Raw genomic sequence first — 15618 nt, 5'->3', positions numbered from 1 at the left:
ATTAAAAATAGTCGCTCAAACAAGGATTTATTACCCTAGTTTAAATAAGCAAAACTAGCTAACCAACAGATGGTTATACCCAAAGCCGACCCAGCTATTACCTGAACTGGTGTATGTCCAAGTAATTCCTTCAGACGGTCTTGGCTAAAGTCTGGTTTTTCATGAAATAACTCATCAATCATTTGATTGAGGATACGAGCTTGCTTACCAGCCGCTTGGCGAACTCCGGCTGCATCGTACATGACGATGATGGCAAAAACAATCGCAACGGCAAAATCAGGAGATGCCCAACCAAGTGTTTGCCCTACACCAGCCGCTAAAGCTGTAACTAAAGCTGAATGGGCACTGGGCATACCTCCGGTTGTCACCAAAACGCGGATATTCAGTTTGCGATTTTTGATAATCTCGACTACGAGCTTTAATGCTTGAGCAATTAAACAAGCGACCAGAGCAACCAGCAGCACCCGGTTGTCTAAAATGTTGCCTATGTCCTGCATGGTATTTTGGTTAGGTTAGTAAATATTAGCAGCGGTTGTTGGTTGAGGAAACATTTAGATTCAACCCAAAATCCAAAATTTACCTAGTACATCACGGCGGAAACAGATCAATTATTCAAAATTGTCTAAAAGCTGATTAAGTAAGCTTTTTGAATTTTGAATTTTCAATTCTGCTGGGCGGTAGTAGTACAGCATGATGTAAAGAAACCACCCAATCCCAATCAATAAAACCCTTACGGTATAAGAATTTAGAATCCCGCAAAGCGTTGCTAGTTATTGCGGGTAGTAATAAAATGAGCGATCGCTTGGAGTGGCTTGGCTCTGTCTCCAAATGGTTCTAATTCCGCACAAGCTACTTTAACTAGCTCTTGGGCTTTTAAGCGCGATTCTTCAAGTCCCCAAAGACTAGGATAGGTCACTTTCTTCGCTTGTTGGTCTTTACCAGCCGTTTTACCTAATTGCTCTTTTGTAGAAGTGATATCCAGAATATCATCTATGATTTGGAATGCTAGCCCAATATTTTCAGCATAACGGGTTAGTCGCTGCACGTCTTCAGTTGATGCTCCCGCGATGATCCCGCCAGAAACTACGCAAGCTTCCAAAAGGGCAGATGTTTTGTGTCTATGAATGAAATTTAGGGTTTCTAGAGAAATATCTGATTTTCCCTCACACTCTAAATCAACAACTTGACCACCGACCAAACCAGCTGCCCCCAGCGCCCGACCAAGACGAACAATTACCTGCAAGGTTAGCTCTCTGTTAACGCTTTGGGGGGTTTTAAGGGCAACCAACTCAAAAGCGAGTGCCAACAAGCCGTCCCCAGCCAAAATCGCTACATCTTCGCCATAGACTTTATGATTTGTCAGCTTTCCCCGACGGTAATCGTCATTATCCATCGCTGGGAGATCGTCATGAATCAAAGACATTGTGTGGATCATCTCCACAGCACAAGCTGTTGGCATAGCCATTTCGATAGTGCCACCCATCATTTCACAGGTAGCAAGGCAAAGAATGGGACGTACACGCTTGCCGCCAGCTAATAACGAGTAGCGCATCGCCTCATAAATCTTTTCTGGATAAATGATGGGGATAGCCTGATCCAAAGCATTATCACAAAGCTTTTGTCGCTCTTTGAGATAGGCTACTAAGTTAAATGTGGCTTCCTCTGGTGGTGTCTTTTGAACGTTATCAGTTGCTACCATTCTTCAATTCCTGACACTTTGGGATTTTTGTCTTATACGTCACAATTTTAAGGTGCTGTGGGGCTGAAAAAATGAAGAGTTCGGAATTATGAGTTAGGAATTATGAGTTAGGAGTTGAGACGCGATTAATCGCGTCTTTACAGGAGTTAGGAGTTATAAGTTAAGAGTTAGGATTAATAATTCTTAACTTTTAACTCATAACTCATAACTCTCTTTCATTTTCCTACTGCTCTGGAATAGCTGGTGAATGTATTTTGTAACAATATGGCAACAGTCATAGGGCCAACACCGCCAGGAACAGGGGTGATAAATCCTGCTACACCAGCAGTTGATTCAAAGTCAACATCGCCAATTAAGCGACTTTTGCCACTAGCATCGGTGACACGATTCATTCCCACATCTACCACAACAGCACCTGGTTTTACCATATCAGCAGTGATGAGTCCGGGACGACCTGCTGCTGCAATTAGAATATCAGCATTTTGGGTGATGCTTTTGAGGTCATGCGATCGCGAGTGAGCGATCGTGACTGTAGCATCAGCTTCTAGTAGCATCAGCGCCATAGGTTTACCCACCAAAATACTGCGTCCCACCACTACTGCCTGTTTTCCTTGCAATAGAATCTCATAAGCTTGCAAAAGCCGCATTACACCATCAGGAGTGCAGCTACGTAAACCAGTTTCTCCCCGTACTAATCGCCCCAAGTTAACTGGGTGCAGTCCATCAGCATCTTTATCGGGATCAATTTGATGTAGCAGAGCCACAGCATCCAAGTGGTCAGGTAAGGGCAACTGCACAAGAATTCCATCCACCCGTTCATCGTGGTTTAGTGCAGCAATGACCTCTTGTAATTCCCCAAAGGTAGTTTCGGCAGGAAAATGCTTACCAAAAGAGGCGATGCCAACTTTTGCACAGGCTTTTTCTTTATTGCGGACATAAGCGGCTGACGCTGGGTTGTCGCCAACCATTAACACTGCTAAACCAGGGGGTCGTCCAATTTCTGGCTGTAATTGTGTAATGGCTACAGAAAGTTCTTGCTGAATTTTTGCTGCTATTGCTTTACCATCAAGGAGTTTGGCAGTTTTTGTTTCCATGAAAATTCCCAACTATAAATTAATTAATTTGCTTTTTATCCAAAAGTCTAGAGTAAAAATATTGCTTATTGACTTTTAACTACTATTATGTATTTGCTTGATTTCGTAGCGTTTCTCTCACAGTCAATCCATAATGCTTATTTTCTCAGATCAACGGCTTTATCTGAAGAATAAAGAATTGCAGGATGAAATTCAGAACATTTTTTGCTCAATTGAGAGCGTGTTTCTGAAACCACAGAGAAAGAATATTATAGATGGGAACTGACCTAATGAAACTGGCGACAAAGCAAGCAGTGAAGCAAAAATTTGCTCAATCAGTGGCTTTCATGCAACAAACAAGAAATTTGTCGCTTTCGTTTTTGTACGGACATAGTATTGTTTCCTACCGCCTGGGGTTGATTTTTTTATTGGTGGTAGGACTTTGTAGTTGTGGTAGTTTAACCTCATCTGGCTTGAATGGGACTAATTTCAAAATTGGTAGCAATGTCACGCCAATTCGAGAAATTAAACCAGAACAAGACAATCAGGCTACAGTTTACATCCAAGGTGAGGTGGAAAAACAAGCTCCTCTGATGAAGCAATGGGCCTATCAAATTAATGACTCGACGGGCAAAATTTGGGTTATCACCAATCAAAAGAATCTAGCGAAGGGAGCGCAAGTGGTGATTAAGGGTAAAATTCGCTACCAAAGCATCCCTTTAGGTGGTAAAGAATTGGGGGAAGTTTATCTAGAAGAAGAGTAATCAGCAATTAAAAATTAATAATATATGAACAATCAACCGGTGCATGTAGCGATCGCAATTCTCTATCAAGAAAACAAGTTTCTCATGCAACTACGCGACAACATCCCCGGTATTCTCTACCCTGGTTACTGGGCGCTATTTGGCGGTCATATCGAACCTGGTGAAACGCCAGATGTTGCAGTAAAGCGAGAAATTTTAGAAGAAATCGGCTATGAGTTACCACCCTGTGTAGCATTTGGCTGTTATACCGACGAAAGAGTTGTCCGTCATGTCTTTCACGCACCACTATTGGTGGAATTAAATCAACTGGTTTTAAATGAAGGCTGGGATATGGGATTATTGACCCCAGAAGATATTCACCAAGGTAACTGTTATTCGCAAAACGCCCGCGAAGTACGCCCTTTGGGGAATACGCATCGGCAAATTATGTTGGATTTTATGGAGAGAAATCAATCTTAATGGGAATTGGGAATTGGGCGTTAGGAGTGCTGAGTTAAGAGTTTTGTTTATCTCCTTGTCTCCCTTATCTCCTTGTCTCCCTCATCTCCCCTGCTCCCTGCTCCCCTGCCCCCTACCTCCTCTCCCCACTCCCGCTCCCTAGAAGCCAAAATGAAGTTATAACTCTTGTGGAGTCATCACTAATGCAATCAGCAAACAAACTACCGCGATGGTTAACTATAGGATTGGCATTTCCGATTATTATTCTCAACGGTTGGTTATTGCTCCAGGTGGTGCAGTATTTTCAGCCATTGATCAGTATTATTGCCGCCGCCATTCTACTGGCTTTTGTCTTGAACTATCCAATCCAGTTTTTGCAAGAACAAGGGGTAAAACGTAACCTAGCGATCGCAGGAGTGTTGCTTTTAACTTTAGTAATTTTAGTAGCTTTAGGCATTACCTTAGTTCCCCTAATTATCCAACAACTCGTTGAGCTAGCCAATATTTTGCCAAGTTGGATTGATTCTGGTACTCAGCAACTCCAAACTTTCCAGGATTGGGCGTTAAGTCAGCAACAGCTTCCCATTAATTTAAGCGGGTTATTTACCCAAGTTCTGGAACGATTATCTAATCAACTTCAGTCTTTCACTGGTAGAATTCTTGGTTTTGCCGTTGATACCATTGGGATTGTTCTCAATGTATTGCTGGCGGTAGTGCTAACTGTCTATCTAATATTAAATGGCGAACGTCTTTGGGACGGAATATTTCAGTGGTTTCCCCATAACATTGGGTTAAGATTACGAGAATTACTGCGAGAAGACTTCCACAATTACTTTATCGGTCAAGCAACATTAGGAGCCGTATTGGGGGTGACAATTACACTGGCATTTTTGACGCTACGAGTTCCCTTGGCTTTACTTTTTGGCATCGGGATTGGTTTGTTTTCTCTCTTTCCCTTTGGTACAGGATTCGGCATTGCCATAGTAAGCCTTTTGGTGGCATTGCAAAACTTTTGGTTAGGAGTTGAAGTATTAGGTATAGCCGTTGCAATCGATCAAGTTAATTCTAATTTTGTTGCACCTCGAATTCTTGGGAATTTAACTGGTTTAAATCCCGTGTGGGTAGTAATTTCTTTGTTGTTGGGGGCAAAATTAGGAGGGGTGCTGGGTTTGTTAATTGCAATTCCTATTGCTAGTTTTATCAAGGATACAACAGATAGCTGGCGGGCTGGAGAGTTTAATAAGATAGATGATATCGTGTCAGAACCTGTTACACTAACAAGTGAAACAGCAGGGACTTATAGTTAGAATTCAATATCTAAATGAAGAGAAGAAAAGCTGACGAAAAATATCTCTTCTTTGATCATTGTTTGTTTTTCTAAACAAGTTCAGAATTTAGGTGAACCGGAATTTCAATAATAAACTCAGTCCCTTTGCCAAAAGTTGATATACATTGCAGATGACCACCGTGTTTTTCCACAACAATTTGATAACTAATAGATAGACCTAATCCAGTGCCTTTCCCAACGGGTTTAGTAGTAAAAAAGGGATCAAATAGTTGCTTTTGCAAACTCTCTGGAATTCCCGGGCCATTATCTGAAATGCGAATAATTACTTGATTGTTATCAGTGAGTTGAGTCCGAATACAAATTTTTCCTTTATCCCTTACCAATGACGGATGACTAATACTTCGACTCCTTTCGACCTCGCTCAAGGCAAGTCGCTCAGTACAAGTGACTAATGACTCTTCTATAGCATCAATAGCATTCGCCAAAATATTCATAAATACCTGATTGAGTAACCCAGCGTAGCACTCAACTTGGGGAAGATCGCCGTATTCTTTAATTATGTTGATGTTTTCACCTATTTGGTTATTTTGAAGACGACTTTGTAAGATTATTAGCGTACTATCAATACCTTCATGGATATCAACTAACTTTTTCTCAGATTCATCAAGACGAGAAAAATTTCGTAAAGAAAGAACGATTTGCTCGATTCGCTGGGTACCAACCTGCATAGAGGTGAGAAGACGGGGGAGATCGGTAGTTAAAAAATCCAGTTCAATTTGTGCGATCGCAGTTTTAATTTCTGCTTCTGGCTCAGGATAAGATTGTTGGTACAATCTAATAATATTGAGTAGATTTTGACTATATTCGATGGCGTGAACAAGGTTCCCAGCAATAAAGTTTACAGGGTTATTTATTTCGTGTGCAATACCAGCAACAAGTTGTCCTAATGCAGCCATTTTTTCATTCTGAATTAACCGCATATAGTTTTGCTGAAGATCGCGAAAACCTGCTTTAGCAACTCTAGATTGTTCCTCTACCTGTTGTAGCTGAACGAGTGTTAATACATGAATTTGGGAGTAGGCTAAGAGTAATTGATGAAAATCGACCAGCTTATATTTTCCACACTTAGTTTTAATCAAAATTGGCTCATAGGCAATTTGAGGTTGCCGTTGCAAAGTTATTTCAGTAGCTTTAACAATAGGCATATCCTCAGAAATGGCTAATATCTCTGTCTGGAAAAACTTGTAAAGAATTTTAATCGGTTTTGTGGAAAATAAAGCCAAACTGTAGGGGTAGCTCATATACTCAAAAAATTTCCGCCGTGAAATCATCCCTACATACTCTTGATTATTATTGAGGATAATTCCTGGTAATAAAGGCTCTTGCTTAAAGAGCGTAGCTAAATCATTCCCTGGACACTCTATTTCAATGTGAACTTGCCAAGAAAGTAATTCTTGCAACGTTGACTCTAATCGCAAGTTTGACTCATCAGTATTTGTTGTACTGCTAATAGCATGTCTTGACTGCTGAGGTAATATTTCTGGCAACATTATGAATACCCGTCTCTATAATTTCAAAGTTCATCAATCGTTATGAACTTATCTTTCCCAGATTGCTAACCAAAATTCACAGTGTAGATGTGGGAATATAGACTACCTCAGCAACTTTAATACTTTTATGAGAGTATAGATATTTGGCGGCTTATCATTAGGGGCTATTTATCAAGCAAATGTTAATATAGAGTACTTTACGATAAAGCAATCGGGCACTATTTTGTATAATAATGTCTAAGCACTATGAATGTATTTTAAGGTGCAAAGTATCTTAAAATATTCACTTAATACAATAGTTATACTTTAACATTTTTTATTGATGTTCTCGTTATTTTTATCATTAAATCAAGACCATAAGCAACAAGAGTACCATCTAATGTTGTAGGCTCAGGTACTTTATCTGTAATACAGATATTAAAAAATTTTATTAACCCTTAGATAACTAAATCTTTACTTTTTTTTATAAAAAAAGTGGTAGAAGCTTATTTTGTAATACTTTTTAAAATTGCCATTATTTTAGTATGGAATCTCATAACTCATTCAGGCTAAACCGTCGCCAATTTTTGCTCCGTTCAGCGATTACGGCAGGTGGAATTATATCCACCAATTTTGTATCAAAATCACAAGTCTTTGCTGAAGCACCAGCAATTATTACCTCAGATAAAATGCGTCCTGCTATACCTTATGGCGTAGCTAGCGGAGATATTTCTAACGATAGTATTGTAATTTGGAGTCGTAGCGATCGCCCCGCCAAAATGATCGTAGAATATTCTACCAGCGAATCTTTTAAAAATGTGCAGCGAGTTGTCGGGCCCAATGCTTTACAAAATAGCGACTTTACAGCACGACTTTATCTGAGAAATCTGCCACCAGACCAACAATTATTTTATCGGGTAATCTTCCAAGACTTAGATTATAAAGGCACTTACAGCGCTCCTGTTAAAGGCTCTTTCCGAACTCCCCCCAAATTTGGACGAGATATATTCTTTGTTTGGGGTGGCGACACCGCCGGTCAGGGATGGGGAATTAATCCTGATTTTGGCGGGATGAAAATTTACGAAACCATGCGTCAACTTAACCCCGACTTTTTCATTCACTCTGGCGATAATATTTATGCCGATGGCCCCATTCAATCAGAAGTAAAGCTAGACGACGGCACAATCTGGAAAAACATCACTACACCAGAAAAATCAAAAGTAGCAGAAACTCTTACAGAATTTCGTGGCAACTATATTTACAATTTGTTGGATGAAAACATCAAGTGTTTCAACGCTGAAGTGCCAATATTGGCACAGTGGGACGACCACGAAACAAGAAACAATTGGTATCCTGGACAAATTATCCTCAACGATGACCGTTATACAGTTAAGGATGTTAACTTGCTAGCCAAAAGAGCAAGGCAAGCATTTTTGGAATATCTGCCTATTGGGTATACAACCAATGAGCCAGACAAAGCGAAAATTTATCGCTCCTTTAAGCATGGCCCATTGTTAGACATTTTCATGCTGGATGAGCGCACCTATCGGGGGCCGAATAGCCCTAATAATCAACCAGTACCAAGTAAAGATACAGAATTTGCGGGTAAAACACAAATACAATGGTTAAAAAGGCAATTGCTGTCATCAAAAGCAACATGGAAAGTGATTGCTAGTGATATGCCTCTGGGATTGATTGTTAGAGATGGTAGCACCAACTTTGAAGCTTGGGCTAATGGAGATGGCCCGGCTTTGGGAAGAGAACTGGAACTTGCAGATTTACTCAGATTTATCAAAAATAAGAATATCCAGAATGTTGTTTGGTTAACTGCTGATGTACATTATGCAGCAGCTCACTATTATGACCCCAGCAAAGCACAGTTTACAGACTTTAAGCCTTTTTGGGAGTTTGTTGCCGGGCCTCTGAACTCTGGCACATTTGGGCCAAATCAACTAGAAAATACCTTTGGTCCCCAATTGATATTTCAAAGTCTTCCTCCAGGTACAAAAGCAAATCGTCCCCCAAGTGAAGGTTTGCAATTCTTTGGAGGAGTCAAAATTGATGCTTATACAAAGGTGATGACTGTAACATTGCGTAACTTGGCTGGGAAGACTATTTACAGTGTAGATTTGCCGCCAGAAAAATAAATCATCAAAAGCATGGCGAAATATTAAAACAAGGGGTAGAATCCCCTTGTTTAAGGTAAACAAATTCTCTTTTTTCTGTGTACTCCGCGCCTCTGTGGTTGATTAAAGTAAGTTACCCATGAATATGAAGAAATAGGGAATAACCACTGGCAGCAAAAATAAAAAGGATAGCCGCAGGAAAAATTACTACATCCCTGACAATAAATAAAATCCAATCTTTTCTTAGTTCTTGTTTAAATTTAAGTTCTCTCAGTTTTCGCTCAAGTTCTACGTCTTCTTGTGACGGCAAACTTTCAGGTGATAAAATTAGTGGATTATCGCCTGTACTAGCAATTATTTTTGATAAATCTGTTCTATCTGTCATGCTATTTGGACACAAATAATTAAAATCTTACTATCGAATTTCTTTGATAAACTCTGTCCTTGCTTCAATTATTGAAGGCATTAAAACGCAATTTCTTAACAAACTTATATCTAGTTCTGGTAGTAATTGACTTTCAGTAATTAGCTCATAGTTATCATTATTGAGGTGATATACAGATAACTGATTATTTTCCCAAAACCAGACTTCAGTAATTTGAAACCGCTTGTACTTTTCTAATTTATCTATACTGACATTAGTAATATTTACTTCAATTGCTAAATCAGGATTTTCTTTTTTCTGCCCTATATAATAAGATTCATCAGGTTCAAAGGAAGCTCCCTTTTCTTTCGCGCGACGAGTAGCACTACCTACAGGGATAAAATTTATACCTTTGTCAAAAAAGTAAGCTTCCAGCAATATAGCGATTACTTTTTTTAGCATCTCATGTTGTTCACCAAGAGTCATAAATTCCACACACCCATCAAGATAAGATATCCGCAAACCTGGTGCATCTGCTGTTAAGGCTTCAAGTTCCTCAAATTCTTCCCAAGTGTAATGTCCAGGTAAAAGAAATCTCTGTTCTTGAAAGCTGATGATTTTATCTAGGGTTGGTGAAGTCATAGTTAATATGCCTACTTTTGCTAAGTTTTTAAGGCAGAGTCCAGTTTTCCAATTTTAATTCATTGATGCGTTCGTAGTGACGAGTATTGTTTGTGACTAAAGTGTAATTTTCTGCAAGTGCAACACTAGCAATTAGTAAATCAAATTCGGCAATTGTTTGTCCTATTCTACGGAGTTCTGCCTTTAATTCACCATACTTTTTGAGAGCAGAATCCGTTAAAGGTACGACGGGTAAGTTTTGAATAAAGTCTTCTGCACGAGCTAAATTTTCCACTACTCGTTGAGAATTATAAGCACCAAAATATAACTCAGCAACTGTGATGCTACAAATATAAACTTGCTCCCATCCTATTTCTCTAACTTTAGTTCTGACTGAATTAATATCTTTAATCCAATAAATACAAGTATCTGTATCAAGTAAATAAGTCATAGACTAATGTCATTGTTAGAAATAGTCCGGCTATCATAAATATCTTTCACTATTTCCTCCGCAGTACGTTCATCTTCCCAAGGGCCAAGCCTTTCCATAAATGTGTCTAGTGGATGCGGTTTTGGCTGCGGCTCAGATGAGAGGATGATTTCATTCACTATCAATTGATTTGCTTCTGGGACTCCTAATTTTTTGGTTTCCTCTTTAGCTATAACCATGATTTGCATTAACATTATAGCCTGACGCAGAACATCACCTTTACTTGTGCCTATTTTATTTGCTAGTTCGTCTAATATCTGATTTAGTTCAGGTGACAAATCTAAGTTTAAGCGAACCATCTTTTGAGTGTCAGTCATGGTTCCATCCTTGTGTAAAACCTTAAGTACATTCTTAATATTTAAATCTACATTGTTACCTAAAAACTAATGCCTAGTAATCCTCCCTCCTCATTCTCATCTGTAAGTCTTAGTCTCACAAAAGAATCAAAATTAAAATCAAGTGGGAACTCTGAACTTGGAACCATATCTGAATTCAATGTACAGATATACTGAAAGCCAAGCCTTCTTGACTCTCTATCAGCTAATTGTAGAGCAAGGGATACCTGTCTCTCATCTACACCATCAAAAATTGTGCTGTCATGAATTAATATACGTGGTGAGGGATCACGCTCTGACCAAAGTTGCGCCAACATTAAGTCATAACAGAATATCTTCATCTTATCGATCCCTTCACTACCATCACGTCTAATTTCTACTCGAAAACTAAAACCATTGCTTCCTACATCAATAACAAGTGTTCCTGGAACGTCGTAAAGGAATCGAGAGTTAATACTGAATAAATTAATAGCACGTTCTGCTTGCTCATTTCGTTCTCCATAGTCGCGGCGTGCGCGTTGTAGTAACTGTTCTTTTTCAATTTTTAAGGTACTTTTTTCCTCCTCAAATTGTTTTAATTCTTCGATGCGTTTATTAATCTCATTAAGATGAGCTACATTGTCAAGATAAATTTCTTGTAGCATTGTGTATTCTTCTAAAGCCCCATGCGTCTTTAAGACTTCCAAAAGTTCAGCACGATCTTCGGTTTTTTCCCTAATAAAACTTTTTCTAGAACCTATTTCCCTCCTAAGACGTTTAATTTCACTTGCTAGAAAATCCCGACGATTCTGTATAAGTCGGCTATGAAATGTTTCTACTTCTTCCAGTCTTCTAATTACTAAACCTGGTAATTCAATACCAGCATTTTCATAGATACGAACAACGTCTTCCGGTCTTGGTTCATCCTCTGAGTCAAGACTGGACTGATAAAACTCTAGTAATTTCTGTTCAATAATATTTTTATTCGTTGCTTCGTGAATTTGTGAGGTTAAACGGTTAACCGTTGCTTCTAATTCATGATATTGGGGGGCTACCCGAAAATTGTTAAGAGTTTCTTTTCTTTCACGTAGTTGTGCTTCTATCTGCACTTTTAAAGCTTCCAATTCTCCTAGAGAACCAAAAATTCCAATTGCAACTCCAGCTTCTGTATCTTTTTTAAGTTTTTTAATATCTGCTATTAATTTTTGTTTATCCTTTAAAAGTTGTAGGTTTCTTGCCTCTTCCCAAGCAAGACCTAATAAAAAAGCATTATTAACTTGCTTATCCCATCCAGGTTGCTTTGGATGATGCTCGAATGGTGTAGAAAATGCGTCTCTTCCACGACGGATAAAATAAGAAATTAGTCCTCTAAAAGTAGGTTTATATTTCTTAGCTTCATTATCAATGCTTAATCCAAATGTTAGATTTCCCAAAACAGTCTTCCAGTCTTCCAAACTGAGAACTTTTTGATCTTCTTGTTCTCTTGGCTGAATAGGCCAGTTAGCAGTATTTCCATCAATTACTACCTGAGACCTATCGTCAGTATTTCTTGTAACAGTGATAATTTGATTTGCAAGTGTAAGCTCTAAACTAAAAGCCCAACCACGAAGAGTTCTAGAACCAAGCCCTTTGGCAGTTGGAATAGTGCCTCCAAGACAAAAGTGAATTATTTCAATGAGAGTAGATTTACCCAATCCATTACGAGAATCTCTTCTGCCAGAGTCTTCTGTGCGATCTGCTAAAACTACGTTAAAGCCAGGTCTAAACTCTACCGTTTTGAATGATGCACGATTACAACGAACAGCATGAATCATCAGTGACACCTATGAAGTAATCCTGCATTCATCTCAATTGCTCCTATAGCGTATAGGAGATCAAGAGTTAAAACAAAACGTTCAAATGTGGCAACTTCTGGCATAGTAGCAACAGCACTCCAAAGTGATGAAACTGTTCTTGGTTGGTACAATTGTTCTAGTATTGTAGCACCTACCCCCAATAGAGAGTGACTGGTAGAAATATGTTTTGTAGGAAGAATCATCGCTCGAACACCTCGCACTTCTCAAAGAGATAGTACAGCACAGCTAAACCAGCTGCTTGTAGATCATAGTCTGAACTACTATTGCAAGAAAACTCATGCAAAGCATCCAATAAAGCATTTCCTTTTAATCCGGTTGCCTGGAGTCTTTGATATTCCTTTACAAACCCTGCTTTTAGTCTCTCTGGAAAATCAGGGATTATGTTAACCATATTCTCAACAAAGTTACCAACCATCCTAGCTTGAATTACCCCTGTCATAAGTCTGGATTGAGCAACCCCAGTTAGTTCATTTTTCAACATTTTTGGTACTGGAGGAAGAACAGTATAGTTAACTTCAGCCGATATAGGCATACAAAGAATTCCCTGCGTTACCATATCTAATTCCCTGAATGTCAGAGTTGTCATTGCACTAACGAGAGATTCTTGTTTTTGTGGATGGTTAGACAAGGAATCTAGCTCAGTTTTATATTCAGAAATTCTTGCTTTTACTTCCTTAATTTGCTTTTTAAATTTGGTTTTCTGTTGTGACTCTTGAGCAAGGCGTAAATCGTCTTCTAATTCCTTTTGTAGTATTAATTCCTCATTTATGTGTTTTTCTATGTCATTTTTTCTTTGCTGGTGCATATTCACTTTCTATTCTCCTCTGAATCGCAGCACCAAGGCTTGCCAAGCACCTTTAAGGTTTATTCCTGTTCCTAGTTCTAATTCACCTTCATAGTCCAAAATAAAAGGAATAAGAGGTATACCAACCTTCAATCTATGTTTGAAATCTAATCCAGGGGCATTGATAACTTCCGCTAAGGCTGCTTGACTGGCAGACAAAGCAGTCCCATTTTGTTGCAGTTTAGTTATATTTTGCTGTATTCCTTGTAAAATAAGCTGCATTTCTTGCTCTGTTACCTGGTCGGTTTCTATTGCATCTAAAACAGTAGAAATCATAACCATTTGAGCTTGATTTAATTGTTCGGTTATGGCTAAAATTATGTTCTGTTCACCAGCGTTATAACGAGCTAATAGTCCTTGACGTAAGTGATTAATGTTTTCAAATATAGCCTTCTGCCCAGCATATAATCTATCTAATCTGGTGTTCATTTGTTGCAACTCGATAGCTACATTCTGCATTTGTACATTTGATTCACCAGTTATCTGCATTCGCAATTCATCATATTCCTTCTGATAACGATTAGCAGATTCGCGCAATTGGTCAATTTCTCGTCTGTACTTAGCCTTGCGACGTGGCTCATCTTCATACCGCAATGAATCTTCATAGTCTTTGAGTAAAGCCTGGTCTTGTTTAATGTTGTCTTCTAAATGTTGGAGTCTCAAGTCGAAGTTTGAAGGCATCACTGTCTAAGAGCTGATTCGTAAACAAAAGATTAAGCTGCCATTCGTTTTACCATCAGACGAATCAATGAGCCGTAAATCATGGCTTCACTGATCTCTGTGTACAACTCATAATCCTTGCTCAAACGCCGAAATCGATTGAGCCAGCCGAATGTCCTTTCCACAATCCACCGCTTGGGTAATCGTTCAAATGTTTTCGATATTCTCTCAATCACCTCAACACGAACCTGTTCTCCGCAAACTTGCTTGACAGCTTGAGCAAAGTTTTCACCAGAATAGCCTTGATCTACCCAAACAACTTCCAATTTAGACAATTCCTGAGCCGATTCATGGAGTACAACCACAGCCCCCAAACGTTCCGACGCATTAGCTTCAGTCACTAAAACGCCAATCAACAAACCTTGAGAATCCACAACTATATGTCGCTTACGGCCTTTAACTTTCTTACCACCATCGAAACCGTAGACTTCCCCTTTTTTTCCGTTGTCTTCACTGACTGAGAATCGGCGATCGCAACGCTAGAGTGTTCGTCTCTGCCCAAATCTTGTCGCAGTTGATGGCGCACTTGGTCGTGAATTTTCTGCCATATTCCTTTGCGCTGCCATTTCTGAAAGTAGCCGTATACTGTTGTGTAAGGTGGAAGATCATGGGGTAGCATTTCCCACTGACACCCGGTACGTTGCACATAGAAAATAGCATTCAAAATTTCTCGTAAATCTACTTCTACAGGATGCCCAAACCCTTTAGGTTTTGGTAGAAAGGGCTTGATAATTAACCATTCGGCATCGCTTAAATCACTTGGGTAGGGTTTACGCTGTGGATTTTCAATCGCAGGTAGACGGCTCATCGACTACAACATAAATTACACTCGACTTAGCCTATAACCTGAACAAAACCGGATTCAGTTTTCTTTAGATTTTCTTTACGAATCAGCTCTAAGAGTTATTACTTGATGAAGTTAGGCATAAAAAATACTGTAGCATTTTAGACTCAAAAACAGTTAATTGTAATAGTTAACTTAAGTAATAATCCCACTTTTTTCAACGTAAAAATTCCTACCCAGTTTTAGACTAGATAGGAATATTACATCCAAACTACATAGAATATTAATGCACTAATGCGATCGCACTTTTTCTCAAGTCTCCACATTCCCCACGCTTGTAGATAAAATATCACCCTTCGCCCTAGCTACAAAAATCAAGTTTTGCGACTTGTAAACTAAGTTTCTGACTCCAAAACTAGCTTTTGCGACTCCAAAACCAGCTTTTGCGACTCCAAAACCAGCTTTTGCGACTTCAAAACCAGCTTTTGTGACTCCAAAACCAGCTTTTGCGACTTCAAAACTAACTTTTGCGACTTCAAAACCAGCTTTTGCGACTTCAAAACTAGCTTTTGCAACTCCAAAACCAGCTTTTGTCAAAGAATTTCAGCAAATCTACTCCCATTTTTCCTGCTTGCCAAGTTCTCTTCAATAAAAAAACGCAAATATACGCATTCAGACGCAATTCTCAGCGTTTCTATACGTATAAAT

Annotated in this window: 18 protein-coding genes; 4 read left to right on the top strand and 14 right to left on the bottom strand. The window is 39.0% G+C overall.

Features of this window, described 5'->3' with window-relative positions:
* Window positions 1-35: 35 nt before the first annotated feature.
* The 3 genes from FBB35_RS24230 to folD form a co-directional block, all read right to left on the bottom strand.
* Complete coding sequence (locus FBB35_RS24230; RefSeq protein ID WP_174711772.1) at window positions 36-497, bottom strand: divergent PAP2 family protein; 462 nt, start codon at window positions 495-497, stop codon at window positions 36-38.
* Window positions 498-766: 269 nt separating this feature from the next.
* Window positions 767-1699, bottom strand: coding sequence for a geranylgeranyl diphosphate synthase CrtE (gene crtE, locus FBB35_RS24225; RefSeq protein ID WP_174711771.1), 933 nt, complete (start codon window positions 1697-1699; stop codon window positions 767-769).
* 215 nt (window positions 1700-1914) lie between these two features.
* The gene (folD, locus tag FBB35_RS24220) at window positions 1915-2793 is read right to left on the bottom strand and encodes a bifunctional methylenetetrahydrofolate dehydrogenase/methenyltetrahydrofolate cyclohydrolase FolD (protein ID WP_174711770.1); all 879 of its coding nucleotides are present in this window, start codon (window positions 2791-2793) and stop codon (window positions 1915-1917) included.
* Between the two features lie 269 nt (window positions 2794-3062).
* On the opposite strand from folD, the gene FBB35_RS24215 reads away from it, so the two are divergent.
* From FBB35_RS24215 to FBB35_RS24205, 3 genes are all read left to right on the top strand, one after another.
* Entirely contained in the window at window positions 3063-3536 is a 474-nt protein-coding gene (locus tag FBB35_RS24215; RefSeq protein WP_254625687.1) for a hypothetical protein, read from the top strand.
* Window positions 3537-3560: 24 nt separating this feature from the next.
* Window positions 3561-3995 carry an NUDIX hydrolase gene (locus FBB35_RS24210; protein ID WP_174711768.1) on the top strand — a complete coding sequence of 145 codons (435 nt, stop codon included), beginning with the start codon at window positions 3561-3563 and terminating at the stop codon, window positions 3993-3995.
* A gap of 182 nt (window positions 3996-4177) precedes the next feature.
* Window positions 4178-5281, top strand: coding sequence for an AI-2E family transporter (locus FBB35_RS24205; protein WP_174711767.1), 1104 nt, complete (start codon window positions 4178-4180; stop codon window positions 5279-5281).
* Window positions 5282-5351: 70 nt separating this feature from the next.
* On the opposite strand, the gene FBB35_RS24200 is transcribed toward FBB35_RS24205, so the two are convergent.
* Window positions 5352-6812 carry a sensor histidine kinase gene (locus FBB35_RS24200; protein WP_174711766.1) on the bottom strand — a complete coding sequence of 487 codons (1461 nt, stop codon included), beginning with the start codon at window positions 6810-6812 and terminating at the stop codon, window positions 5352-5354.
* A 524-nt stretch (window positions 6813-7336) separates the two neighbouring features.
* On the opposite strand from FBB35_RS24200, the gene FBB35_RS24195 reads away from it, so the two are divergent.
* Window positions 7337-8938 (top strand): alkaline phosphatase, encoded by a 1602-nt coding sequence (locus FBB35_RS24195; protein WP_174711765.1) that lies wholly within the window; start codon window positions 7337-7339, stop codon window positions 8936-8938.
* 112 nt (window positions 8939-9050) lie between these two features.
* Here FBB35_RS24195 and FBB35_RS24190 read toward each other — a convergent pair whose 3' ends face one another.
* From FBB35_RS24190 to FBB35_RS24145, 10 genes are all read right to left on the bottom strand, one after another.
* Window positions 9051-9302, bottom strand: a complete 252-nt coding sequence (locus tag FBB35_RS24190) for a hypothetical protein (RefSeq protein WP_174711764.1) — start codon at window positions 9300-9302, stop codon at window positions 9051-9053.
* A 30-nt stretch (window positions 9303-9332) separates the two neighbouring features.
* Window positions 9333-9923: a Uma2 family endonuclease gene (locus FBB35_RS24185; protein WP_174711763.1), complete on the bottom strand. Its 591-nt coding sequence runs from the start codon at window positions 9921-9923 to the stop codon at window positions 9333-9335.
* Between the two features lie 28 nt (window positions 9924-9951).
* Entirely contained in the window at window positions 9952-10353 is a 402-nt protein-coding gene (locus FBB35_RS24180) for a type II toxin-antitoxin system VapC family toxin (RefSeq protein WP_174711762.1), read from the bottom strand.
* Window positions 10350-10709 carry a CopG family transcriptional regulator gene (locus FBB35_RS24175; RefSeq protein ID WP_174711761.1) on the bottom strand — a complete coding sequence of 120 codons (360 nt, stop codon included), beginning with the start codon at window positions 10707-10709 and terminating at the stop codon, window positions 10350-10352. The genes FBB35_RS24180 and FBB35_RS24175 overlap by 4 nt, the downstream gene beginning before the upstream one ends.
* A 59-nt stretch (window positions 10710-10768) precedes the next feature.
* Window positions 10769-12520 carry an ABC-three component system protein gene (locus tag FBB35_RS24170; RefSeq protein ID WP_174711760.1) on the bottom strand — a complete coding sequence of 584 codons (1752 nt, stop codon included), beginning with the start codon at window positions 12518-12520 and terminating at the stop codon, window positions 10769-10771.
* On the bottom strand, window positions 12520-12744 hold the full coding sequence (locus FBB35_RS24165) for an ABC-three component system middle component 6 (RefSeq protein WP_174711759.1): 225 nt from the start codon (window positions 12742-12744) through the stop codon (window positions 12520-12522). The genes FBB35_RS24170 and FBB35_RS24165 overlap by 1 nt, the downstream gene beginning before the upstream one ends.
* Window positions 12741-13367: a hypothetical protein gene (locus FBB35_RS24160; RefSeq protein ID WP_174711758.1), complete on the bottom strand. Its 627-nt coding sequence runs from the start codon at window positions 13365-13367 to the stop codon at window positions 12741-12743. Before FBB35_RS24160 ends, FBB35_RS24165 begins: the two co-directional genes overlap by 4 nt.
* A gap of 9 nt (window positions 13368-13376) precedes the next feature.
* Window positions 13377-14087 (bottom strand): hypothetical protein, encoded by a 711-nt coding sequence (locus FBB35_RS24155; protein WP_174711757.1) that lies wholly within the window; start codon window positions 14085-14087, stop codon window positions 13377-13379.
* A gap of 32 nt (window positions 14088-14119) precedes the next feature.
* Window positions 14120-14934 (bottom strand): IS5 family transposase gene (locus FBB35_RS24150; protein WP_174708067.1). Its coding sequence is split into 2 segments (ribosomal slippage): window positions 14120-14568 and window positions 14568-14934, totalling 816 coding nucleotides; the frame shifts between segments, so codons are not numbered across the junction.
* Between the two features lie 288 nt (window positions 14935-15222).
* Window positions 15223-15507 (bottom strand): hypothetical protein, encoded by a 285-nt coding sequence (locus tag FBB35_RS24145; RefSeq protein ID WP_174711756.1) that lies wholly within the window; start codon window positions 15505-15507, stop codon window positions 15223-15225.
* Window positions 15508-15618 lie beyond the last annotated feature (111 nt).

Origin of the sequence: Nostoc sp. TCL240-02 (assembly GCF_013343235.1) — a bacterium.
In the GTDB taxonomy this organism is placed as follows: domain Bacteria; phylum Cyanobacteriota; class Cyanobacteriia; order Cyanobacteriales; family Nostocaceae; genus Nostoc.
This window is presented reverse-complemented; position numbering and strand designations above follow the sequence as displayed.

What these genes read in the sequence shown, in the direction of transcription:
- FBB35_RS24195 (WP_174711765.1), top strand. Translation starts at nt 7,337, where the DNA reads ATGGAATCTCATAACTCATTCAGGCTAAACCGTCGCCAATTTTTGCTC.
- FBB35_RS24200 (WP_174711766.1), bottom strand. Translation starts at nt 6,812, where the DNA reads ATGTTGCCAGAAATATTACCTCAGCAGTCAAGACATGCTATTAGCAGT.
- crtE (WP_174711771.1), bottom strand. Translation starts at nt 1,699, where the DNA reads ATGGTAGCAACTGATAACGTTCAAAAGACACCACCAGAGGAAGCCACA.
- FBB35_RS24185 (WP_174711763.1), bottom strand. Translation starts at nt 9,923, where the DNA reads ATGACTTCACCAACCCTAGATAAAATCATCAGCTTTCAAGAACAGAGA.
- FBB35_RS24175 (WP_174711761.1), bottom strand. Translation starts at nt 10,709, where the DNA reads ATGACTGACACTCAAAAGATGGTTCGCTTAAACTTAGATTTGTCACCT.
- FBB35_RS24160 (WP_174711758.1), bottom strand. Translation starts at nt 13,367, where the DNA reads ATGCACCAGCAAAGAAAAAATGACATAGAAAAACACATAAATGAGGAA.
- folD (WP_174711770.1), bottom strand. Translation starts at nt 2,793, where the DNA reads ATGGAAACAAAAACTGCCAAACTCCTTGATGGTAAAGCAATAGCAGCA.
- FBB35_RS24155 (WP_174711757.1), bottom strand. Translation starts at nt 14,087, where the DNA reads ATGCCTTCAAACTTCGACTTGAGACTCCAACATTTAGAAGACAACATT.
- FBB35_RS24230 (WP_174711772.1), bottom strand. Translation starts at nt 497, where the DNA reads ATGCAGGACATAGGCAACATTTTAGACAACCGGGTGCTGCTGGTTGCT.
- FBB35_RS24165 (WP_174711759.1), bottom strand. Translation starts at nt 12,744, where the DNA reads ATGATTCTTCCTACAAAACATATTTCTACCAGTCACTCTCTATTGGGG.
- FBB35_RS24180 (WP_174711762.1), bottom strand. Translation starts at nt 10,353, where the DNA reads ATGACTTATTTACTTGATACAGATACTTGTATTTATTGGATTAAAGAT.
- FBB35_RS24210 (WP_174711768.1), top strand. Translation starts at nt 3,561, where the DNA reads ATGAACAATCAACCGGTGCATGTAGCGATCGCAATTCTCTATCAAGAA.
- FBB35_RS24205 (WP_174711767.1), top strand. Translation starts at nt 4,178, where the DNA reads ATGCAATCAGCAAACAAACTACCGCGATGGTTAACTATAGGATTGGCA.
- FBB35_RS24170 (WP_174711760.1), bottom strand. Translation starts at nt 12,520, where the DNA reads ATGATTCATGCTGTTCGTTGTAATCGTGCATCATTCAAAACGGTAGAG.
- FBB35_RS24190 (WP_174711764.1), bottom strand. Translation starts at nt 9,302, where the DNA reads ATGACAGATAGAACAGATTTATCAAAAATAATTGCTAGTACAGGCGAT.
- FBB35_RS24215 (WP_254625687.1), top strand. Translation starts at nt 3,063, where the DNA reads ATGAAACTGGCGACAAAGCAAGCAGTGAAGCAAAAATTTGCTCAATCA.